The organism is Emcibacteraceae bacterium (assembly GCA_041396985.1).
In the GTDB taxonomy this organism is placed as follows: Bacteria; Pseudomonadota; Alphaproteobacteria; order Sphingomonadales; family Emcibacteraceae; genus Pseudemcibacter.
Map to the genome: position 1 here is coordinate 333,008 of JAWKXO010000001.1, position 21,390 is coordinate 354,397.

Here is a 21,390-nt window from a genome sequence, read left to right on the forward strand (position 1 = left end):
AATTACGAACATTTGTTTTATATACAAAACTTAAGGATAAGGGATGACACATTCCAAAGCAAAAATCAACCGCCTTACACCAACCAATGAAGATACATTGGGCCCCTATTACCCGATATCGCTATGCGATAATGACAGTATGGATATGACCAAAATCCGCCGTGGTATTATTCTTGAGCCACGCGGTGAAAAAATTATCATTGAAGGGTGCATAAAAGATATCAACGGCAATCTTGCAAATGGCTGCCTGCTTGAATTCTGGCAGGCCAATGCCGATGGCATATACCGTACGCCGCTTACAGAAACCCACCCTAAGCTTGATCCGTGGTTTAACGGTTATGCCCGTCACCGGACCAAAGACGGCAATTTCAGCTTAAAAACCATTCGCCCGGGAATTAACACCGATCTTGAACAGCCAAGAGCACCGAATATTACGCTGACGATATTTTCAGACGGGATTATGCGGATCGTCACGCAGCTGTTTTTTGATGGTGACCCGGCCAATGAAAGTGACCCGCTTCTGCTCTCCATTGATAAAAAGCTAAGGGAGCGTCTAATGATGAAACCGGCCGGAGAAACAGACGACGGCTTAAAAAAATATAAGATTGAAATCATCATGGCGGGTGACAATGAAACCCCGTTTTTTGATGACCTGCTGAGTTAGGAAATAATGATGACCAGATACGGAAGACAAATTGAAATCGGCCCGACCGACAATACATCCAATGAGAGAACACCGAGAAACCGTCTCCACCTAATACCGGAGGAAGCCCGGGCCTCATTCGCGCCATATGCCCCCTATAATTACGGGATTAATCCGGGCGAAGCGGACATGACCCGCCTTGCCCCCGGACGACCACGGGCAGAAGGTGAGCCTATAATAGTGATCGGCAAGGTTACCGATGAATTTGGACGGCCCATTAAAAATTCGCTGATCGAAATATGGAACGCCAATAAATATGGGCGCTATACCCATATTGAGGATCATTCAGGACTGGCGCTTGACCCAAATTTTCTGGGTATTGGCCGAACCCTTACCGACCGGAATGGCAATTATGAATTCTGGACCATCCGGCCCGGCGCCTATCTGGCCCGCCCAGATATCAACCGCTGGCGGCCAAAACATATTCATATGTCGATCCGCGGCGGATCATCACGCCTGATCACCCAGATGTATTTCAAGGACGACCCTCATAATGACAGTGACCCGATGCGTATACTGATGGGGGATAATTTTGATAAGAATATCGGAAAAGAATTTGAAACGCATTATGAGGATTTTGACTGCGGCTATAGGTTTGATATTGTCATCGGCGGCAGAAACCCGACATTTTTTGAAGATATATAATTGCATAATAATTAATATATTGCTCAACAGTAAATTTTAAATTATAACTTCCCTTATATGAGTCTCATATCATTTTAAGGGGAGTTTTTCATCGTTGGCCAACATAAAATCGGTAGATCAGGCAACAATTCCGATCATTGATATTGGTCCGCTAAGAGATGGTTCGGTCCCCAAAAATGTTGCAGCTGCCTTACATGCTGCCAGCCGGGACTTCGGGTTTATTTATATCAAAAATCACGGCATTCCTGAAAACTGTATATTAAAAGCGCGCGAGACGGCATATTCCTTTTTCCACAGCGATGAGACATTAAAATCATCCGTAAAAATAAGTGATCAGCACAGAGGATGGATCAGCAGCGGCGGTGCAAAAATGGATGATGATCTGAAACCTGACTTGAAGGAAAGTTTCCTTTGGGGTTTTGAGGATGAAAATGGGATAATCCCTGAAGATCACCCCCTGCGCGGCAAAAATAAATGGCCAGCTTTTTTGCCGGAATTAAGACATTCGGCGATGGATTATTTTTTCCAAGCCCATGTTGTTGCCCATTATCTTATGCAGGGATTTGCTCTTGGCCTTGATCTCGATAAAGACTTTTTCCTTAAAACCTCCGATTTGCCATTAAGCAGGGGTTCTTTTGTGTATTATCCCGATCAGCCCCGGGAAATGGGTGATGATCAGTTCGGTGTTGGGCCACACACTGATTTTGGTGTGCTGACCGTTCTCTGTCAGGATGATGTAGGCGGACTGGAGGTACAAAAAATTAATGGGGACTGGATTGAAGCGCCGCCCATTGAAGGAACCCTGATTGTCAATGTCGGTGATCTGCTTCATCGCTGGACCAACGGTCAATATAGATCAACACCCCATCGGGTTATTAACCGCTCGGGCCGGGAAAGGCTGTCACTGGTGCTGGCCTATGATCCCAACCCGGAAACCATCATTGATGCGGTAGACATTTTTGGTAAAGCAAATGAGCCTGCCATCAGCTGCGGTGATTATCTGGCCTGGCGTTTCGATCGGGCCTTTTCATACAGGAAGAAAAATGACGGATAGTAAAATTGACAGCGCCATTGGTGCATCCTTAAAAGATATGCGTGAAAGCCGTGGGCTTAATGCCCGTGCACTTGCCGAAGCTGCCGGCGTTTCCGCCGCCATGATCAGCCGCATTGAAAATGGTCAGGTCTCCCCTTCCATCTCCACCCTTAGCGCCCTCAGTGAAGCTCTTGATGTGCCGATGGTCAGTTTTTTCAGAGACACAGCGACCGATCATGTCGACTTTACCCATGTAAGGTCGGGACAGGGCATCCATTCCACAAGAATTATTGATAAACATAGCCACGATTATATTAATCTCGCGTCCCACATCCGACGCGATTTAAGCTTTGAAGCCCATATCGTCACCATGGTAAAGCAGGATGCCAAGGCGCCGACCTATATCGGGCATGGTGTCGTCTTCATGCATGTGAAAGAGGGAGAGGCACTTTTTAATTACGGACAGCGGCAGATCCATTTAAAAAAAGGCGATAGCCTGACGCTGGATAGCGAGCTAAGCCACGGCATTGCTGAAGTCCTGAGTCCCAAATTTACATTTTTGACAATCAAGGCGGAAAGACGCTGATGCAGATTACTGAACACCATATTATTGGTGCAAAAAACCTGCTGCGAAATTGCGCTGGCCTTGAGAAAGATGAAAGCCTGCTTATCATTTCAGAACGGTCTGATCTTGGCTGGTATGACGGCAAAACCGCACGTTTTATTTCCGAAGAAGCAGAAAAGATGGGTATAAATCCGACAACTATTGTGGTTGGCAAGCCAGAGAATGTAAGATGCCCAAAACTGCTCAGCCATATTGAAAATCATGACTGCACCATATTTTTCAGCCGCATTGGTGATCAGGACCGCTTTTCCCGACCCAAACCCGGCACACGCAGTGTGATGTGTTATATCCGCGATATGGATATGCTCGCTTCCCCTTTTGGCACGACACCATATCAATCAATAGTGGACTTAAAAGACGCGGTTGATAATATTCTGACCAATGCTGAGAAAATTGAAATTAGCTGCCCGCTGGGAACTGAATTTTCCGGATTATTACATAAAAAAAAGGGTAATAAGCAAAAGGATGTTGGTGTTTTAAGGTTTCCGCTCGGTGTTCCTGCCCCGATTGAAGCAGATAACTTCTCTGGCCGCATCGTAATGGACCGCTACCTTGCCCCCACTGGATCAAGCGTTTATGAACCGCCCTTTGTTAAAATTGACCAACCCGTTTATGCAGAAATAAAAAAGGGCCGCATCATCAGTTTTACCGGACCAGATAATGAAGTGGCAAAGGTAAAAAAACATTATCAGAATGTTGCTTCTGAATTTAACATTGATCCTGCTATCGTTCACTCATGGCATGCGGGGATTCATCCAGGCTGCGCTTATACTGTCCCCGAATGCGATAATCCTGACCGCTGGTCAAATACAGTATTCAGTGACCCAAATTATGTTCATTTCCATACCTGCGGCGACTACGCACCTGGTGAAATCAGCTGTACCCTTCCCGGGCATTCAATAAAAGTAAACGGCACGCCCCTATGGCAGGACGGAAAGCTTTTACCGCATATGTTTGAAAAAAGCAGCCAGTGTTTAAGAAAATGGCCCGATCTTGCCGGTCTTTTTAACTATTCGGCTGCCTGAGCACTCTTATTTTCAGTAATCGTTTTGAAAACCGCAATTCCGAAATAAGTCATGGTCAGTGACACGATCGGATTAAGCACATTCAAGTAAGTATAAGGCAGATAATCAAGCACGGGCACCTGCATGGCCCCATAGTAAAAAGCACCTGCCGTAGACCATGGGATAAGCGGTGAAGACATTGTCGTGCTTTCCTCCACCGTTCGTGACAACATATAGGCCTTGAGTTTCATTTCTGCATATTTCTCTTTGAAAAGCTGTGATGTCACAATGATGGAAATATAGCTTTCCCCCATACTTGTACAGGCCAGAATTCCAGTGCACATAGTGGCAAATATCAGGGAAAGGAATGATTTTATTTTATCCAAAAGACCGCTCAGCAACGCTTTTAGAAAACCAACTTTTTCCAAAAGACCGCCTAGAGCAAGGGCAAATAATGTCATGGAAAGGGTTTCCATCATGCTCATGATGCCACCGCGATTGACAAGCTGATTGAGCCCCGCATGCCCCGTATCAGCTGAGTAGCCGCTTTGAAGACTGGTTAAAACATTCAGAATATTCCTGTCCTGCTGAATAATGGCGAGAAAAATTGCTGTTGCAACGCTGGTGACCATCGCCACTTCCGCCGGTGATTTTCGAAGGCTTAAAACCAGCAAAACGATGATTGGAAGAAAACTCCATATGCTCACGACAAAATTAGCATCAATCGCCGACTGGAAAGCAATAATTTCATCACGGGTCACTGTATCAGCGGAATAATTAAAGCCAATGACAGCATAGAGAACGAGACAAATAATATAGGTGGGAATAGTCGTATAAAGCATTGATTTTATATGTTTATACAGATCCGTCCCTGCCGCGACTGCCGCCAGATTTGTGGTGTCCGAAATGGGTGATAGCTTATCACCAAACGTGGCCCCGGAAACGACCGCTCCCGCCACAATCGGCAGAGGAATTCCCATGGCATATCCTACGCCGATCAGAATAACACCGGCCGTACCTACAGTGCCCCAGGACGTTCCCACCGCCAGTGACATAAAGCTGCAGATAAGAAGAGCCGCCGGCAAAAACACTGAAGGATTAATCAGATCAAGACTGTAATAAACAATACTTGTTATTGTCCCACTTTCAAGAAAAGCGGCAATCACTACGCCGATCAGAATAAAAATATACATGGCCCCCAAACCACGTTCTATTCCCTTATTCATGGCAAGCTTGATATCCGGGAACCGATAACCCAGTGAATAGGCATGGCCGGAAGTCCAGATAATTGCCGTCATAATAATAACATGAAGTGGAATGGCAAAAACGATCAGGCCGGTGATTATCATGCCAATAATGCCGCCAAAGCAGATTGCCGACTGTGTAAACCCGGGTATCTTAACTTCACTCATAAAATAAAATATTCTTCCCTAAAATTACTTTTCTAATTTAGCCTTGCTACTGCTAAAATTTTCGTTTCTTTTTAACCAAGATAAAGCCATCCCCCGGAAAGTCAATGCCAGCATAGTGGAACCGTCATTTTGCTTATTCCAACCCTTTAAGGGCTTGGATTTTCTATTCAGTTTTAATAGGATATTTGCAACCATATTGATCAGGGAATGGAAGAAAATATGAGCGCATGGATAAAAATGATTGAAGACAGTGAAGCCGAAGGTCTTACAAAAGAAATGTATGACAAGGCCCGTTCTCCACATGGCACCGTTGATAATGTTATGCGTTGTCAATCCCTTCGGCCACATACAATTGCCGGGCATATGGCCATTTATAAATCGGTCCTTCACAACCCGGAAAATGTGCTGCCATTCTGGTTTCTTGAAGTTGTTGCTTCTTACACAAGCATCATCAATGAATGCCAATATAGTCTTACCCACCATTTTACCAATGCAAGGAGATTGATCAAAAATAAGGAAAAATCAGAGGCTATCTATGCAGCGCTAAAAGATCATGCCCCGGAACGGGTATTTTCAGGAAAACAACTGGCTCTTTTGAATTACGCAAAAAAGCTGACCGAAAATGTTGCCAAAATGGATAAAACTGATATGGAACTGCTTCGTGCCGCTGGTTGCGATGATGGGGAAATTCTTGAAGTGAACCAGGTCGTTGCCTATTTTAATTATTCAAACCGGGTGCTCAATGGGCTTGGCGTGACCACTGAAGGCGACGTCATTGGCTATTATAAGGAAGATGAGTAAAATTACACTGACCAGGTTTTTCCGACGTCGGAAAAAGGGATACAGCCATGATAATCCCCCGGCAATGGGTCAAAAGCAAGTTCTTCCGTTGCCCCGACTTCCGATGTGTAATAACCAAAAATTGTCAGTTCACGAAGCTGCTGGTAAATATGTTTATGACCACTATTGCGTTCTTCGGAAATCAGCATTTCAGAACCCAACTGCTCAAGAACTGCTGTTTTATTATTTTCATCAAGATTTGAAAAGTTATTGCCAAAAAGCCGCCTGATCCGTTCATCCAGGGCAGTCAGATCAATTAAAAGCCTGTCTTTTTCATCAGCCGTCATCCAATTTGCAGCCAATTCATCAATAAAGAAATGAACATTCAGAGCCTTTGCACCGGGCGTATCTGTTTCCGGGATAATCATATCCGCAAGATCCCCCACAAGATCAAACTGCTCTTTACTAAGAACCTTAAGGTTTAAATTATCGGTTGTTTCAGGCACCGAAACCCCGTTATCGCAGGCGGAAATGATGCTTAATGATATAGCCCCACCACTGACCACGGCCATGCGTTCCAATATGTCACGACGGCTTAGCTTTTTTATCATTTATCATATTCCCTTTATTCAGGTTCACCGAACCTAATTTTAAAATCATTTAGTATTATATCATAATTATCGGCGTCCTGAAATTCCTGATCTGTCATTCCAGGTTGTTCCATATCACGATACCAGCCCGCATAATCCGCAAGCTCATTTGAATATTTTTTATAAAATGTTGAATAGGTTCTGACCTTTATCACCGGAATTGCCGGTGCAGTATCAAATTCCATTAACCTAAGCCAACCGTCCCCAATTCCGGTAATCTGTTCCTGGTCCGCAGGTGGGTTTGCCGCCTGTCCCCGCCCCTGATAATCAGCCAGGATCTGGTATACGGCGTTTCCATTATCATTTATAGAAGTTTTGATTGCCTGTCCAAGCTGGTGGCCACTCAGCACCATGAAAATCTGGTCATTTTTGCGGATAAATTCGTCCCATATTTCCTCTGCACTATTATGAGCAAGGGGATCAACCGCATCTAGGTCATAACTTGGGCTTGGCAGACGCTCACCACGAGGATTTAGAAAATCATGGGTCGAAATAATGGTGGGTAATCCGGGATTGTCATCAATTACTGACTGTGCCCATGCCAAAACATCATCTCCCGCCTGCATTTCAAAGGCAAGATGAAGAAATTTATAGCCTCCGGCATCAAAGACCTGCGCACTGTTTACACCACCATGAAAGCTGCTGATATACCAGTTTTTGCCGTTAAAATATTTGCTTTGAGGGCCGAATACACCATTAAAAACATCATACCCGCCCAGATGCATATTGGGCAGAATATTTTCTGCGCGCATCCGATCACGGGCGTTTGGATCATCCGGAAAAGGATTATGCATCCATCCCGTTGTATAATCATGATTACCGGGGGCAACGGAAAATGGAATACCGGTTTCCTCAATTAGGTCATACCCTTTTATGACAACGGGTATTTCGAAATTATTTCTGCCTGACACCAGTTCCTCCGGCGGGATACGTGGTGTGGTTGGCACTTTACGCAGCCCACGATCATAATGGGCCGGATCAACTTCGACATCCAAATGTTGCCAGACATCCCCAACCGATGTGGCAAAGGCAATTTCACCACCCCTGCTTTCAGTATTGTCCGCAATATACTGCATCTGTTCAATATAAAGATCAGCGCTGTCAATGGCAAAGCCAGCCTGTTTCTGATGCAGATAATCGACCATATTCTGGGTATCCGGGATCATGGCAATGGTAAACTGGTGATCTATTGACTCCGAATTCTCGTCGCATCCTGATAAAGCAAGAGCAGAAATAAATGCCAGAAAAAAATATATTCTTTTCATTTTAATTATCACCAAACGGATTATCAATTGCGACAGAAGGGTTCGAAAACCATGCCGGGCCACTTTCTGTCATATGACAGCAATCTTCCAACCGCACACCGAATTTACCGGGAATGGCTATTGTCGGTTCAATACTGAAACACATACCGGGCGCCAAAGGCCGTTTATTGCCGAGTACTGCATTGCCCCATTCGTGCATATCAAGTCCAATCCCATGACCTGTCCTGTGTGGCAGACCCGGTGTTTTATAATCCGGACCATAACCTGCATCGGTAATCACTTTTCGGGCTGCTATATCAACATTTTCCTGTGGCGCACCTAGCTGCGCGGCAGCGAACCCAGCGGCCTGTGCCCGTTTTTCAAGGTTCCAGACCTCTTCCTGCTCCGCCGTATATTGACCATAAACAATAGTCCGGCTGATGTCGGACGAATAATTATGGACATCACAACCGCCATCCATCAGCACAATCATGCCTTCCTCAAGCACCGGTTCCACGATAGAACCATGTGGGGATGATGAAACCACACCGATCATAGTGCCAAGATAGCCTGTGACGCCTAATGCTGCATGAACCTGCCTCGAAATGGCCGAAATATCTGATCCACGCATACCCAATTCTATATGTTTGACGGTTTCTTTATAGGCGGCAATGGTAATATCATTTGCCCTCTGCAAAAGCCTTATTTCATCAGCCGATTTTATAATTCGGCACTCTGCAGTTACAGGATCGGCACTGACAATTTCAAGAAACGGTGCTTCCTTCCTGATACCATCGACAAGAAAAAAGCGGGTATTTTCACCAATACCAAGTTTGCCGGATGTTATCCCCATATCTTTAAGCATGGAAACCACTAGTTTATAGGGGCTTTCATGTTCTTCCCAGCCACGGACAATATCACCAAGGATGATGCGTTCTTTCAGCCTTTCCACTTCAAACATCGGGCAGACATAGGCTACTTCCCCTTCTTTAGGGATTATGGCGGCCGCCATACGTTCACTTTGACCCCAGCGCATGCCTGTAAAATACCAGAGGTTTGATGTCGCTTCGAGATAAATGGCCTCAATCCCATTCTGGGCCATCAGCTCCTGTGCTTTGGCCACGCGCGCTTTATGTTCCGAAACGGAAATGGGGGCGACCCCATCCATCATATTGGGCAGATGGTCAAATTTCCCTGTCCTGACAGCTGCCTTTTCTTCAGTTTTTCCCTGCTCAGCCCCCTGACCACAGGCACTGACCAATCCGGCGGCACCGGCAAATCCGGTCCGTTTTAAAAAATTTCTTCTGCTGTTCATGAAACCACTCCCACAATTTATTTTTGTTTATAAATTTTATCTCAATGTTTTCTGCATCAAAACCACATCAAGCCAGCGGCCGAATTTAAACCCGACATCGGTCAAAATTCCAACTTGTCTAAAACCCAGTTTCTGATGCAGTTTTATTGATCCCGTATTGCCGCTGTCACCAATGACGGCAATGATATTTTTAAGCCCCAGTCTTTCACAGTCCTCTATAACTGCCTGCATCAGCTTATAACCTATCCCCGACTTCTGTTTATCAACGGCCACATAAACTGAATTTTCAACTGTCTGGGAATAAGCTGATCGCTGCCGATAAAGGGATATATAACCATACCCAACCACTTTTCCGTCCATTTCAGCCACCATATGCGGAAAACCATGCGACAAAATATCGATCCTTTTTGCTTCCATTGCTTCTCTTGAGGGCGGACTTTCATCAAATGTCGCTGTGCGGTTGAGCACTTCATTCTCATAAATTTTGTGTATGGCTTCCATATCCTCCTCTTCGGAAGGACGAATAATCAGGTCACTCATCAATGGTCTCCACAGTTGCCTGGCGACGGCGGTCAATAATCAGTTTGGTGACATCCGGCCTTGAATAATGCCCGGCGGGATCAAAATTCTGCCTTTCCTCACGGACTTTTGCATGATTAATACTTGCCACATAAAGCCCTTCTTCCCCGACCTGAGGTTCAATTATCCACTGTCCGTCCGGGCCACAAAGACATGAGCCACCATCAGCTAAAAATTCTTTATTTTTAATTGGTTCCATAATTTCTTTAAAGTGTAACATTGATTTTTGAATATCGTCTGGGCGCATTAGTGCCGATACGGACATCACGAATGAGCGCCCCTCTTTGGCCATGTGGGGTGTTATATCATGAGTATTGCGCTTTGATCCGGGCCAGATGGCCACATGAAGATCCTCACCCATCCCGTAAAGAGCTGCTCTGGGCAGCGGCATCCAGTTTTCCCAGCAGTTAAGACCCCCAACCGTAAAATTACCAAGCTCATGAACCGTTAGCCCGTGGCCATCACCCGGTGACCAGGCCAGTCGTTCTTCATAGGTTGGTTGCAGTTTACGGTGTACGGAACAGATTTTTCCCGTCCAGTTAATATAAACCATACTGCAATATAGGCTATGCCCCCCACGATCCTTGGCTCTTTCAATAATACCAAGATATACAGCTATTCCCCCATCCCGTGCTGCGGCACAAACCTCATCAAGATGCCCGGCTTCAATCTGTACGGCCTGATTGGTATATTCTGCAAATATTTCCTTTTGGTCCGGTGCATTGAAGCGTGCCCCGCCGGTTGGCTCAATCCAAAACGGATAACCCGGAACAAGTGCTTCACCAAAGGCGATCAGTTCAATCCCCTGGGAAGCCGCTTTTTCAATATATTTAATGACTTTTGCAAGTGTCGCTTCACGGTTAAACCATACAGGTGCAATCTGCGCCAGTCCCACTTTAAGCTGATCCGTTTTCATGAACTTCCCCTTATCATCAGTCCCCAATATTTGTATGTCTTTTATTCCTTTTAATCAAGCTTGGTTACGTATAAATAATGTTGGTAAAACATAACTTCTTTTCTTATACTGCCAGTTTTGTTGGGGATAAAAATGGCCAAAATTCCAGATCGCTTCCTGGGTTTCTCTTTTTCAGTAGGCGATATTCTTATTGAATTAAATAAAGAGTTCAGAATTGTAAATGCCGATGGCGCTATTAGCGAAATTGGCCTGGGGACATCTGAGGTTAAATCAACCCTTTTTCCTGACCTGCTTGAAGCCAGTGAACGCAAGACATTTAAACAGATATCCTCGCTTATAAAAGGGACCAACCGTATTGGTCCCGTCAATTTCTATGTTGGTAAAAAAGAAAAATTCAGAAAGAATTATTCTATATTTTTTGGAAAACTGCCTGATGATGAAACCCGGATGTTTCTGGTCCTTATGTCGGCATATCGACTTGGTCACAAGACTGAGTCAAACCCTGACAGCAATGATATCAAAGAAGAAAAAGACATTTTCCTTAAAAAAGTTGAAAACATTCTATCTGATAATAAAAATCAGGACGCTCATCTTAATATCACCCTGCTGGAAACTGAGGGTAATCAAAAAATTGAAGGTGAAAGAATTGCCCAACTAGGGAGTTTACTCAATAAATATTCAACTGGTGGCCAAAGTGCCGGACAACTGTCGGATAATCGCTTCGCCGTAATTCATACAAAAGAACCTGATGGACCTGAAACTGAAGCTTTGATCCGTGAGCTTACAAAATCCACAGGGATTAGATTAAAAAGCACAACCATTGATACAGAGCAGGATATGTTGAGCGAAGAAGACGGGGTTCGTGCCTTATTATTCAGTCTTCAGCAATTCGCCGACGATGCAGACGGTTTTGATATTGAAACGCTCGCACAGGGTTACAGGGAAATAGTTGAAGATACGGCCTCAAAAGTACAGAACCTTAGAACTATTTTGGCCAATGGCGATTTCTCACTTCTATATCAACCTATTGTTTCACTTAAAAGCAGAGCCGTACACCATTCAGAAGCATTGATTAGGTTTACTGATGCGGACCTGCATAATCTCCAGTTTGAAACGATCTGTTTTGCTGAAAAAGTTGGCATGATCCAGGAATTTGACAGGGCAACATTTAATCTCGTGGTTGAAAAAATAAATCAGATAAAAATACACGAAACACCGCCAAAAATTGCGGTCAATCTATCGGGTAAATCTCTTTCCAATAAAGCTTTTCTGGAAGATTTAAAAATACGATTACGAAACAATATTGAAATTAACAAATTTATCTCACTTGAAATTACGGAATCAGCCGAAATCACTAATCTGAAACAGCTTTCTGATGTCATTAATGAAATACGAGAAATGGGTTTCAGGGTTTATCTAGACGATTTCGGCGCAGGCGCTGCCGGATTTCGCTATCTACGTGAATTGGTGGTTGATGGCGTTAAAATTGATGGCGATTATATTCGGGATGCCCTTAAAGATGAAAAGACACGTGCTTTTCTGCGCTCAATCGTCACTCTTTGTAATGATCTTAATATATACACAATTGCCGAATGGGTCGAAACCGAAGAGCAGGCAGATTTTTTAAAACAGCTTGGTGTTACTTTTGGGCAAGGTTATCTGTTCGGACGCCCCAATACAGGGATCAAGCTTTATACTTCCTAATCCTATGGACAACTTCGAACAATTGAATTTGAAACGATGCCATTTTCCTTATGACTTTCATAGATATGCACCTGGTTAACCGATGAAAAAGATTTAAGATTGTCTTTAGGGAGTTCTTCTTCCTCCACCCTGTTTTTTCTTAAGCGGGCAATGGTAATATGCGGTCTATAGGGCCGATCATAAATTTTATAATCTGCCGCTCTTAAATCCGTTTCAATTTTTGCCTGCAATTTTTCAAGAGCCTCATCCAGCAGGACATCAGCGACGAAAAGTCCTTTAACTTCCTTATCAGGCGGGAAAAGAATGATATCACCAATGGTCAGTGTGAACGGCGTAAAACCGGAAATTGATTTTTTTACAACGGCTTCAAGCCTGTCAATTTCATGCAGCGGAATATTGCCGATAAAACTTAATGTCAGGTGGTAATTATTAAAAGGAACCCATCTGATATTCAGCGCTGCAAACTGTTTCTGAAGCGCAATTGACTTTTGTTTTAGAACCTCCATCACTTCATTACTGAGCGACAATGCAACAAAAGCCCTAATACTCGGCTTTGTTAGCTCTTTTTCCAATGTCTTATCCTCTTGGGATTCTGATTTTTTCGATCATATCCTGTACAGTCTGTGGTGGCGGAGGGGTTAATTTGCTGACCCCGTAGGCAACGATAAAATTAAGGACCATACCCAATGTTCCCGCCCCTTCCGGGGAAACCCCAAACCACCAGTGACTGACATTATCAGTTCCCGGATTTATGAATTTAAAATATATGATGTAGGCCGCCGTAAAGACCAGACCGCTGATCATGCCGCTAATGGCCCCTTCCTTATTCATTCGCTTATAGAAAATCCCCATTAATATAATGGGGAAAAAGCTGCTCGCCGCAAGACCAAAGGCAAAGGCAACAACCTGCGCCACAAAGCCAGGCGGATTGATGCCGAAATAGCCGGCAATCAGTACGGCAATAGCAACCGCCATTCTGGCATACATCAGTTCCTGTTTATCGGTAATATTGGGAAGCAGCATTTTTTTAAAAAGATCATGGGCAACAGATGTTGAGATCACCAGCAAAAGCCCCGCCGCCGTTGATAAAGCCGCTGCCAGCCCCCCTGCAACCACAAGCGCCACAACCCAGTTTGGAAGCTTCGCGATCTCCGGATTGGCCAGAACCATAATGTCCTGATCGATATAAAGCTCATTTACACTGTTGCCGTCTGCGTTTTTAAGAAGTCGCTCTCCACTTGCACCACGTCCGTCGGTAAAATCAGGTTTGCCATCAAACGCGTTTCCGGCCATATACTGAATCTTACCATCGTGGTTTTTATCGCGCCAGGCAATCAGATCAATCGATTCCCAGTTTTTAAACCAGGACGGAGTCTGCGTGTAGTCAACATTACTGACGGTGTTAATCAGGTTAAGCCGGGCAAAACTGGCGACTGCAGGTGCCGTGGTATAAAGAATGGCAATAAGCACAAGAGCATAGCCAGCCGACAGACGTGCATCGCGAACTTTCGGAACCGTAAAAAACCGGACAATAACATGTGGAAGCCCCGCGGTTCCAACCATAAGTGCAGCGACAATACAGAACATATCAATGCTTGATTTTCGGCCATCGGTATATTTACCAAACCCGAGTTCGGTTGAAAGACCATTAAGCTTATCAAGAAGATATATCCCCGACCCGTCCACGAGGGTGCTGCCAAAGCCGAGTTGGGGAATTGGATCACCCGTCATCATCAGCGATATAAATATTGCCGGAACCATAAAGGCAAAAATGAGCACACAATATTGCGCCACCTGCGTATAGGTTATACCCTTCATTCCCCCCAGTACGGCATAGAAAAAGACGATCGACATGCCGATCAGAACCCCTGTGGTGATATCAACTTCAAGAAACCGGGAAAAGACAATACCGACCCCCCGCATCTGCCCGGCAACATAGGTAAAGGAAATAAAAAGGGCGCAGATAACCGCAACCGTTCTGGCTGCATTGGAATAATAACGGTCCCCGACAAAGTCAGGCACGGTAAACTGGCCAAACTTGCGGAGGTAAGGCGCCAGAAGCAGGGCCAGAAGCACATAACCACCCGTCCAGCCCATCAGATACATGGAGCCGTCACGCCCCATAAAGGATATGATTCCCGCCATGGAAATAAAACTGGCCGCGCTCATCCAGTCGGCCGCTGTCGCCATACCATTTGCCAGCGGCGGCACATGATGTCCGGCCACATAGAAATCATCCGTCGTCCCCGCCTTGGCCCAAACCGCTATGCCGATATAAATGGCGAACGTGATCCCGACAATAATATAAGTCAGCGTTTGAATATCCATATCACTGTTCCCCTTTGGTCAAATCTTCAGCGGGGATATGGTCATCGCTTTCTTCAACATCGTATTTTTTATCCAGTTTGTTCATTTTGAACACATAGATAAAAATCAGGGCCACAAAGATATAAATTGACCCCTGCTGCGCCATCCAGAAGCCAAAAGGAAATCCAAAAAACTGAAACCTGTCAAGGTAATCAACTAACAAAATCCCCATCCCATAGGAAACAATAAACCAGATCAGAAGCAGTTTTAAAACCAGACTGACATTCTCTTTCCAATATGCTTTTGCGTCCGTCATATTTAATCCCTGTTTGTCGTAAGTTCACGGATTGTATAAAGATGACCACCTTTAATGGTTGCTTCAACGTTACGGATATTGCGGATATCCTCAATGGGATTACCGTTTAATATGACCATATCCGCCAGTTTGCCAACCTCCAGTGTTCCAAGATCAGCTTCAACACCAATATTCTTTGCCACCTTGATGGTCCCGGCACGTATGGCATCAGCGGGTGAAAGACCAGCGGCTTCAAACATAATAATCTCCAACTGCTGTGCAATGCCATATGGAATAAACGGACTATCCGTGCCCGCCGCCACATTGGCCCCTCGATCATGAAGTTTTTTAATGGTCTCGAGGAGCGCAGGAGTATGTTTTATGGCATTAAAAGCAAAACCGGATTTTGCAAACATTTCCTGATCATCCCGCTGTAACTGATCAAGGAACGTTCTATATTTAATATCACTTTTATATTCAGGCATATCCTGAAGAAATTTATAATATCCCCCATCAAGCACGGCAGTCGGCGTGATGAAGAGGCCGGATTGACTGATAATATTGATGACATCCTCATAACTGTGGGCAAGGGAAGAAAATTTCGGTGAATATCCCCGTCTGCTGGTGGCTGAAATATGTTCAACACTGTCCATGCTGTTTTGAACAGCCGGTGCAATTTCATGTGAGGATAATGGAATACCCAGTTTATGGCCATCGGCAATTAATATCTGCTGATATTCGTCGGGCAAGCGTACATAGGACTTAATCATATCATAATCAAGTTCTGCTGCACGCTGGAGTTCATGCCTTAACGCCTTTTCATTCAAAGCGTTATAGGACTGGCCATAATAAACTCTGGCTCCGCCAGTCAACCAACCTGCATTGAATAACCTTGGACCAGCCGAAATACCACTATCCCATATCTCCCGACGTTCCAGCGATTTATAAGGATTACTGCCCGGGTCGCGAACACTCGTGATACCGTAAGCAAGCCAGTTTCGGCCAAGTTTTTCCCCCATTATTTCCGTTTGGTGACTGTGCCCCGCCATAAGTCCTGGAATCATTGTATTTTTTGAATAATCATAAAACTTGCCGATAACAGGATACTGTCCATGAGGGGCTATACTGGTAATACGCCCTTTGGAAACAAAAACGTCCACATTTTCACGAACCTGGTCCGTTACGCCGTCAAAAATACGCCCCACATGAATGGTTATATCCTCGTCCGATGCCCGCTTCCATGAAAGGTTAATCAAATGATTTTGCGTCTGCCCGGTTAGAAAATTACAGCTTTTTAGAGTTTTTCCTGAAAAATAATAGATGCGCTCTGATCCCCTTGCCCAGCGGGGCATAAGCGCCGTATCAAGACATTTGTTTTCAGCAGCACCGGTGATTTCCCCGGCATTATTGACATAGGCAACTCTTAATTCCCCTTCGGCGATATAGGCCATTTTACCACCATCATAAGAAATAACAGGGCCACTTCCATCACGGGTGCTTAATCCGATATTATTGGGAAGATCGAGGAATTTTGACCGACCGCTTTCCACATCATATTGTTTAAGAGCATGCATTCCTTCGCGAAAACGTGATGTTGCCGGTTTGACCACCGCCAGAACCAGATGCTTTCCATCAACTGACCAGGTCGGCTTTCCTGGCGTAAATAACTGCTCATCAACGGTATGGATATTCCCATATTCCACATCAATGACTTTAAGATCGGACCTGCCCCAGGTGTTTGAAATGCCCCGTGTTGAAAGATAAGCAATGTATTTTCCGTCTCTCGACCAGGCCAGTCTGTACTCACGGTTCAGATCATGGGTCAATCTTCTTTCCTTGCCACTGGAAATATCGCGGATCCAGATATCCATCTGGCCATCCCTTTCCGCAACAAAGGCCAGATTATCCCCTTCTCGTGACCAGGCCGGGTCAACCACATGACCGGGACCATCATCTATATTTCTGGAAAGCTTATCACCTTCCTGCAGCCACAGATCGCCAAGCGCGGTAAAAACGATATCATTATTTTTTGACGATACATCCATTGCTCCAATGCCACGAACTTGCTGTGACGCTCTGTTATCAAAATCACGGACTTTGTGTGTATAATTCGGCTCAACCGAAGTAATCGACGCCTCAAAAGGCACCATTTTCAGATCACCAAGACTTACCCGCGTTTTATTTCGTCTGTTTTCAAGCTTAACCGGGCGAAATTTAATCTGGCCATCAGCGGTGAAATATATCCCTTGCTCACTCCAGACAGACCGAAACGGAAATATATCCCCCTGATCGATAACAACCGTGTCTTTTTGCGCTTCCAGGCTATAGACATCCGTCACATAATTTAATCTAATGTCATCATTAAATTGTGAAATATAACTGAACCCTTCACTATTGTTGGTCCAAGACGGCCTGATAAAAATACCCCGTTCCGTTTTCATCAGGCTGACTTCATATGGCTTGTCTTCTGCATAATCAATCATAACGATTTCAGAATATCTGCCTTTTATTTCTCGGGTAAATAAAAGTCGCTCGCCATTCCTGGATTTATTGGGATGTCCTTCATCATCCGGAAAGTTTGTTAATTTTTTTTCAGAACCATTTTTTACATTTATCTCCCAGATATCGTAATTGCCATCGCGGTCCGATGCGAAGACAATCGTATCACCATCCTCATTCCAGGATGGTTCACGGTCATCATAAAGTCCGGATGTAATCTGTTTGAGCTCACTCCCATCACTGTTGATTGTCCAGATATGGAAGTAGCCCTGATAATAGCCCTGAAAAGCAATTTTTTTGCCGTCCGGTGAAAAACTCGGTTCACGGGCTTCGGGCTGCTGCCCGGCTGTGAGTGCCTTTGCAACTCCCCCTTCGGCAGGAACAGTCCACAACACTCCCTGCAGATCCATAGTGATCAATTTGCCATCAGGCGAAAGGCTGATCCCGAAATTTGTCCCTTGTGAAAATTTAATTTCCTTTGCTTCAGCAGCGCTTAATAAAGACAAACCAATCAGCAAAAATGAATATAGAGCCCTCATAACTCTCCCCTGTATTTACTTGAATAATCCCTGGCACAGCTTTCCAGAAATTAACTTAGATGTAAATAATTTTATCAAATTTAAGAATTATTCAATGCTTGAATTTTATTCCTGTCGTATTACTCTGATGACAACAAACCCGCCTATATATTCACCGGGAATACTAATTTTAAAATTATGAATGTGAAATATGGAAAATATCAAAAATCTCCTACAGATTATGGAAACACTGCGTGACCCGAAAGATGGCTGTGCCTGGGATGTTGAGCAGACATTTAAAACAATTGCTCCCTACACTATTGAAGAAGCCTATGAAGTGGCAGAGGCGATTGAGAATAATGACATGGAGGGGCTTAAAGATGAATTGGGGGATCTGCTGTTTCAGGTGGTCTTCCATGCCCGCATGGCCGAGGAAGCCGGCTTTTTCAACTTTTCTGATGTGGCTGAAGCTATTGCAGATAAAATGGTGCGTCGTCATCCCCATGTATTTGCCGATGAAAATTTCAGAAATGCGGAAGAACAGACCATTGCCTGGGAAGAACAAAAAGCTAAGGAGAGAGCCGATAAAAAACAGGCCAGTATTCTGGATGGTGTTACCATTGGTCTTCCGGCACTCACCCGTGCCGTTAAGCTGCAAAAGCGGGCCGCCAGAGTTGGATTCGACTGGCCCGAAACATCACAGGTTATTGACAAACTGAACGAAGAAATGGCTGAGCTTTCAGAAGAACTGGTCAAAAACAATCAGAATAAAGATAAAATTGAGGAAGAATTCGGTGATATGATGTTTGTCTATGCCAATCTGGCAAGGCACCTTAAGATTGATCCGGAAGAAGCCCTAAGACGCGCCAATCACAAGTTTACAAATCGCTTTAATAAAATTGAACAATATATTGAAAATGAAGAAAAAACTATTAATCAATATACGCTTGAAGAGCTTGATGAATTTTGGGAAAAGGCTAAGGAAACAGAGCGTCTCTGATATCTTTCCAAACGGCCTTATCGTGGGCACAAAGCAGACCTAATCCATCATTCGTCGGTGTAAAGGGTTTATCATCGAGAGTTCGGACATATCCCCCTGCTTCCTCAAAAAGCAGAGCTCCGGGCAAATGATCCCAAAGCAGGGTCCGGTAATAAGCAGAAAAATCCTTTTGCCCGGTCAGCAAACAAATATAATCATATCCTGCGCAAAAGGCTGGTCTGTTTTCTTTGAACCGTTTCAGGTTTTCTTTTGCGACTGATCTTAAATTTTCCGGCATACGGTTAATATGGGCAGCACCTGTTAATTCATTGAGATTGGCTTTTGCAGGAGGAAGATTTATTTTTTCCCCGTCAAGATAGGTTCCGCTTCCTACCTGTGCCATTGCCATTGCCCCCGTTGCCGGCAGATATATCCAACTGGCAGCCACTTTTCCTTTTTGCAGGGCAACCGCCATCACGGCAAAGCGCTCATCTCCCTTAATAAAATTATTTGTGCCATCTATAGGATCAATCAGAAAACCACAGTCAGCAGCAAGAAGATCATTAAGCCTCTGCGGATTTTCCGCTATATCCTCTTCCCCTGTAATAATCGCATTGGGGTAGAGTTCCAGCAGTCCTTCTGTCAGGATAGCCTCGGCAGCAATATCAGCAGCTGTTACAAATTCGTTTGGTTCTTTAAAATGGACCTCGTCCTCACGCAGATTACGAAAACGGGAGAGAATTTCCTTATCGGCTACATTTTTAATCAATGAATTTATTTCATCAATTTTCATTAAGTTTTCCCATTTTTGACAACTGTCCGATTGCCGCGTTATCAAGTCTGACTGTTATGACAGTCGATTTTGCAGTATCTTTTCGATCAAGCACTTCACCATATTTATAAAAAAGTGCGATATCAGCACCTTCTGCATGGCTAAATTTAAGGGTATAGGTTTTTTTACCCTTGGCGAGCAATTTATCCAGATTGAGGAGCAGTTGGTCACATCCAGCACCAGTAATAGCCGATACCATGGCAGCATTATCATTCCTTGCTGCCATATTTTCCATGACCTCGCGTTTTTCATCGCTTAAAAGATCCGCTTTATTCCATACTTCAAAAATGATTTTGTTTTTATTTTCCATGACCCCTAGAGATTTTAAAATTCCTTCAACATCCTGTTTCTGCGCTTCTGTCTCAGGATGTGATATGTCACGCACATGAAGAATAATATCCGCTTCCGTGACCTCCTCTAAAGTCGCTCTGAATGCAGCGACCAGATGTGTCGGCAAATCAGAAATAAATCCAACCGTATCAGAAAAAATTGCCTTCTTACCATTTGGCATTTCAACATTACGCATGGTGGGATCAAGTGTTGCAAACAAGAGATCCTCTGCCATAACATTGGCTTTGGTCAGATAATTAAAAAGTGTTGATTTCCCGGCATTTGTATAACCGACTAGGGCAATAATGGGAAATGGAACCTTGCGGCGACTGTTACGATGAAGTTCACGGGTTCTGATAACCGAGGCCAACTGCTTCTTAATTTTACCGATCCGCTCGTCTATTTGCCTGCGGTCACTTTCAATCTGACTTTCACCGGGGCCACCCATAAAACCGAAACCGCCACGCTGGCGTTCAAGATGGGTCCATGACCGAACCAGACGGCTTTTCTGATAAGTTAGATGGGCAAGTTCAACCTGCATCACCCCTTCTTTTGTCTGGGCACGCTCGCCAAATATTTCAAGGATTAGACCGGTACGGTCAATGACCTTCACCTTTAAATCACGTTCAAGATTTCTTTGCTGGCCCGGGCTGAGCTCGCAATCAGCAACAACCAGTTCTATATCATGTGCATTGATATAAACGGCTATCTCTTCGAGTTTACCCTTACCCAGATATGTAGCGGGACGGATTTTAGAAAGCGGTACCACCTCCGCCATGATAATTTCAAGATCAAGGGCAGCACATAATGAGACGGCTTCATCAAGCCTGTTTTGTGCACTACGGTCAAATTGTTGAGAAACCTGATTTCTGCTCGTTAGATTTGGATGAAAAATAAATGTGCGCGCACCGGTCGAATGGTTTGCCATTTCCGGTGCATCCACCTGATCATTCCAAAAACTGCTAAAGGTTTTTTTACGAAAATCTAGAGAATTTTTTGCATCATGATTGGTCATGACTG

At 44.4% G+C, this 21,390-nt stretch carries 20 protein-coding genes; 8 read left to right on the forward strand and 12 right to left on the reverse strand.

All coding sequences use genetic code 11. The annotated features are described in order from the left end of the window. Window positions 1-43: 43 nt before the first annotated feature. The 5 genes from R3D86_01570 (at window position 44) to R3D86_01590 (ending at window position 4,031) form a co-directional block, all read left to right on the forward strand. The gene (locus R3D86_01570; protein ID MEZ5756891.1) at window positions 44-664 is read left to right on the forward strand and encodes a hypothetical protein; all 621 of its coding nucleotides are present in this window, start codon (window positions 44-46) and stop codon (window positions 662-664) included. A 6-nt stretch (window positions 665-670) separates the two neighbouring features. Beyond that, complete coding sequence (locus R3D86_01575) at window positions 671-1,348, forward strand: hypothetical protein (protein ID MEZ5756892.1); 678 nt, start codon at window positions 671-673, stop codon at window positions 1,346-1,348. A 94-nt stretch (window positions 1,349-1,442) separates the two neighbouring features. Continuing rightward, window positions 1,443-2,402, forward strand: coding sequence for a 2-oxoglutarate and iron-dependent oxygenase domain-containing protein (locus tag R3D86_01580; protein MEZ5756893.1), 960 nt, complete (start codon window positions 1,443-1,445; stop codon window positions 2,400-2,402). Then, the gene (locus R3D86_01585) at window positions 2,392-2,967 is read left to right on the forward strand and encodes a helix-turn-helix domain-containing protein (protein MEZ5756894.1); all 576 of its coding nucleotides are present in this window, start codon (window positions 2,392-2,394) and stop codon (window positions 2,965-2,967) included. The genes R3D86_01580 and R3D86_01585 overlap by 11 nt, the downstream gene beginning before the upstream one ends. Then, the gene (locus R3D86_01590) at window positions 2,967-4,031 is read left to right on the forward strand and encodes a hypothetical protein (protein MEZ5756895.1); all 1,065 of its coding nucleotides are present in this window, start codon (window positions 2,967-2,969) and stop codon (window positions 4,029-4,031) included. Before R3D86_01585 ends, R3D86_01590 begins: the two co-directional genes overlap by 1 nt. Here the strand turns inward: R3D86_01590 and nhaC are convergent. After that, complete coding sequence (nhaC, locus tag R3D86_01595; protein MEZ5756896.1) at window positions 4,016-5,422, reverse strand: Na+/H+ antiporter NhaC; 1,407 nt, start codon at window positions 5,420-5,422, stop codon at window positions 4,016-4,018. The two genes, R3D86_01590 and nhaC, sit on opposite strands and share 16 nt — an antisense overlap. A gap of 219 nt (window positions 5,423-5,641) precedes the next feature. Between nhaC and R3D86_01600 the strand changes: the two genes are divergently transcribed. Further along, window positions 5,642-6,223, forward strand: a complete 582-nt coding sequence (locus tag R3D86_01600; GenBank protein MEZ5756897.1) for a peroxidase-related enzyme — start codon at window positions 5,642-5,644, stop codon at window positions 6,221-6,223. Window positions 6,224-6,225: 2 nt separating this feature from the next. Here the strand turns inward: R3D86_01600 and R3D86_01605 are convergent, their stop codons facing one another. From R3D86_01605 to R3D86_01625, 5 genes are read right to left on the reverse strand one after another with little or no spacing between them, the layout of a single operon-like run. After that, window positions 6,226-6,813: a gluconate 2-dehydrogenase subunit 3 family protein gene (locus R3D86_01605; protein MEZ5756898.1), complete on the reverse strand. Its 588-nt coding sequence runs from the start codon at window positions 6,811-6,813 to the stop codon at window positions 6,226-6,228. Window positions 6,814-6,827: 14 nt separating this feature from the next. Next, complete coding sequence (locus R3D86_01610) at window positions 6,828-8,117, reverse strand: hypothetical protein (GenBank protein ID MEZ5756899.1); 1,290 nt, start codon at window positions 8,115-8,117, stop codon at window positions 6,828-6,830. A 1-nt stretch (window position 8,118) separates the two neighbouring features. After that, entirely contained in the window at window positions 8,119-9,411 is a 1,293-nt protein-coding gene (locus tag R3D86_01615) for a M24 family metallopeptidase (protein MEZ5756900.1), read from the reverse strand. A gap of 36 nt (window positions 9,412-9,447) precedes the next feature. Further along, window positions 9,448-9,951 carry an N-acetyltransferase family protein gene (locus R3D86_01620; GenBank protein ID MEZ5756901.1) on the reverse strand — a complete coding sequence of 168 codons (504 nt, stop codon included), beginning with the start codon at window positions 9,949-9,951 and terminating at the stop codon, window positions 9,448-9,450. Then, window positions 9,944-10,906: a carbon-nitrogen hydrolase family protein gene (locus R3D86_01625; GenBank protein MEZ5756902.1), complete on the reverse strand. Its 963-nt coding sequence runs from the start codon at window positions 10,904-10,906 to the stop codon at window positions 9,944-9,946. Before R3D86_01625 ends, R3D86_01620 begins: the two co-directional genes overlap by 8 nt. A gap of 132 nt (window positions 10,907-11,038) precedes the next feature. Here R3D86_01625 and R3D86_01630 point away from each other — a divergent pair, with 132 nt between their 5' ends. Continuing rightward, window positions 11,039-12,610 (forward strand): EAL domain-containing protein, encoded by a 1,572-nt coding sequence (locus R3D86_01630; GenBank protein ID MEZ5756903.1) that lies wholly within the window; start codon window positions 11,039-11,041, stop codon window positions 12,608-12,610. A 2-nt stretch (window positions 12,611-12,612) separates the two neighbouring features. On the opposite strand, the gene thpR is transcribed toward R3D86_01630, so the two are convergent. From thpR to R3D86_01650, 4 genes are read right to left on the reverse strand one after another with little or no spacing between them, the layout of a single operon-like run. After that, window positions 12,613-13,182, reverse strand: coding sequence for an RNA 2',3'-cyclic phosphodiesterase (gene thpR / locus R3D86_01635; GenBank protein ID MEZ5756904.1), 570 nt, complete (start codon window positions 13,180-13,182; stop codon window positions 12,613-12,615). A gap of 4 nt (window positions 13,183-13,186) precedes the next feature. Beyond that, the gene (locus R3D86_01640; protein MEZ5756905.1) at window positions 13,187-14,938 is read right to left on the reverse strand and encodes a sodium:solute symporter family protein; all 1,752 of its coding nucleotides are present in this window, start codon (window positions 14,936-14,938) and stop codon (window positions 13,187-13,189) included. 1 nt (window position 14,939) lies between these two features. Continuing rightward, window positions 14,940-15,233, reverse strand: coding sequence for a DUF4212 domain-containing protein (locus tag R3D86_01645; GenBank protein ID MEZ5756906.1), 294 nt, complete (start codon window positions 15,231-15,233; stop codon window positions 14,940-14,942). Window positions 15,234-15,235: 2 nt separating this feature from the next. Next, window positions 15,236-18,250, reverse strand: a complete 3,015-nt coding sequence (locus R3D86_01650; protein MEZ5756907.1) for an amidohydrolase family protein — start codon at window positions 18,248-18,250, stop codon at window positions 15,236-15,238. A 190-nt stretch (window positions 18,251-18,440) separates the two neighbouring features. Between R3D86_01650 and mazG the strand changes: the two genes are divergently transcribed. After that, window positions 18,441-19,229, forward strand: coding sequence for a nucleoside triphosphate pyrophosphohydrolase (gene mazG, locus R3D86_01655; protein ID MEZ5756908.1), 789 nt, complete (start codon window positions 18,441-18,443; stop codon window positions 19,227-19,229). On the opposite strand, the gene R3D86_01660 is transcribed toward mazG, so the two are convergent. Together R3D86_01660 and hflX are read right to left on the reverse strand one after the other, a co-directional pair. Beyond that, window positions 19,207-20,001, reverse strand: coding sequence for an inositol monophosphatase family protein (locus R3D86_01660; protein ID MEZ5756909.1), 795 nt, complete (start codon window positions 19,999-20,001; stop codon window positions 19,207-19,209). The two genes, mazG and R3D86_01660, sit on opposite strands and share 23 nt — an antisense overlap. Next, the gene (gene hflX, locus R3D86_01665) at window positions 19,991-21,385 is read right to left on the reverse strand and encodes a GTPase HflX (GenBank protein MEZ5756910.1); all 1,395 of its coding nucleotides are present in this window, start codon (window positions 21,383-21,385) and stop codon (window positions 19,991-19,993) included. Before hflX ends, R3D86_01660 begins: the two co-directional genes overlap by 11 nt. Window positions 21,386-21,390: the final 5 nt, after the last annotated feature.

Bases quoted from the DNA above. Each gene is read 5' to 3' on its own strand.
- R3D86_01570 (MEZ5756891.1), top strand. From the start codon at position 44: ATGACACATTCCAAAGCAAAAATCAACCGCCTTACACCAACCAATGAA.
- R3D86_01575 (MEZ5756892.1), top strand. From the start codon at position 671: ATGATGACCAGATACGGAAGACAAATTGAAATCGGCCCGACCGACAAT.
- R3D86_01585 (MEZ5756894.1), top strand. From the start codon at position 2,392: ATGACGGATAGTAAAATTGACAGCGCCATTGGTGCATCCTTAAAAGAT.
- R3D86_01590 (MEZ5756895.1), top strand. From the start codon at position 2,967: ATGCAGATTACTGAACACCATATTATTGGTGCAAAAAACCTGCTGCGA.
- nhaC (MEZ5756896.1), bottom strand. From the start codon at position 5,422: ATGAGTGAAGTTAAGATACCCGGGTTTACACAGTCGGCAATCTGCTTT.
- R3D86_01600 (MEZ5756897.1), top strand. From the start codon at position 5,642: ATGAGCGCATGGATAAAAATGATTGAAGACAGTGAAGCCGAAGGTCTT.
- R3D86_01605 (MEZ5756898.1), bottom strand. From the start codon at position 6,813: ATGATAAAAAAGCTAAGCCGTCGTGACATATTGGAACGCATGGCCGTG.
- R3D86_01610 (MEZ5756899.1), bottom strand. From the start codon at position 8,117: ATGAAAAGAATATATTTTTTTCTGGCATTTATTTCTGCTCTTGCTTTA.
- R3D86_01615 (MEZ5756900.1), bottom strand. From the start codon at position 9,411: ATGAACAGCAGAAGAAATTTTTTAAAACGGACCGGATTTGCCGGTGCC.
- R3D86_01620 (MEZ5756901.1), bottom strand. From the start codon at position 9,951: ATGAGTGACCTGATTATTCGTCCTTCCGAAGAGGAGGATATGGAAGCC.
- R3D86_01625 (MEZ5756902.1), bottom strand. From the start codon at position 10,906: ATGAAAACGGATCAGCTTAAAGTGGGACTGGCGCAGATTGCACCTGTA.
- R3D86_01630 (MEZ5756903.1), top strand. From the start codon at position 11,039: ATGGCCAAAATTCCAGATCGCTTCCTGGGTTTCTCTTTTTCAGTAGGC.
- R3D86_01640 (MEZ5756905.1), bottom strand. From the start codon at position 14,938: ATGGATATTCAAACGCTGACTTATATTATTGTCGGGATCACGTTCGCC.
- R3D86_01645 (MEZ5756906.1), bottom strand. From the start codon at position 15,233: ATGACGGACGCAAAAGCATATTGGAAAGAGAATGTCAGTCTGGTTTTA.
- R3D86_01650 (MEZ5756907.1), bottom strand. From the start codon at position 18,250: ATGAGGGCTCTATATTCATTTTTGCTGATTGGTTTGTCTTTATTAAGC.
- mazG (MEZ5756908.1), top strand. From the start codon at position 18,441: ATGGAAAATATCAAAAATCTCCTACAGATTATGGAAACACTGCGTGAC.
- R3D86_01660 (MEZ5756909.1), bottom strand. From the start codon at position 20,001: ATGAAAATTGATGAAATAAATTCATTGATTAAAAATGTAGCCGATAAG.
- hflX (MEZ5756910.1), bottom strand. From the start codon at position 21,385: ATGACCAATCATGATGCAAAAAATTCTCTAGATTTTCGTAAAAAAACC.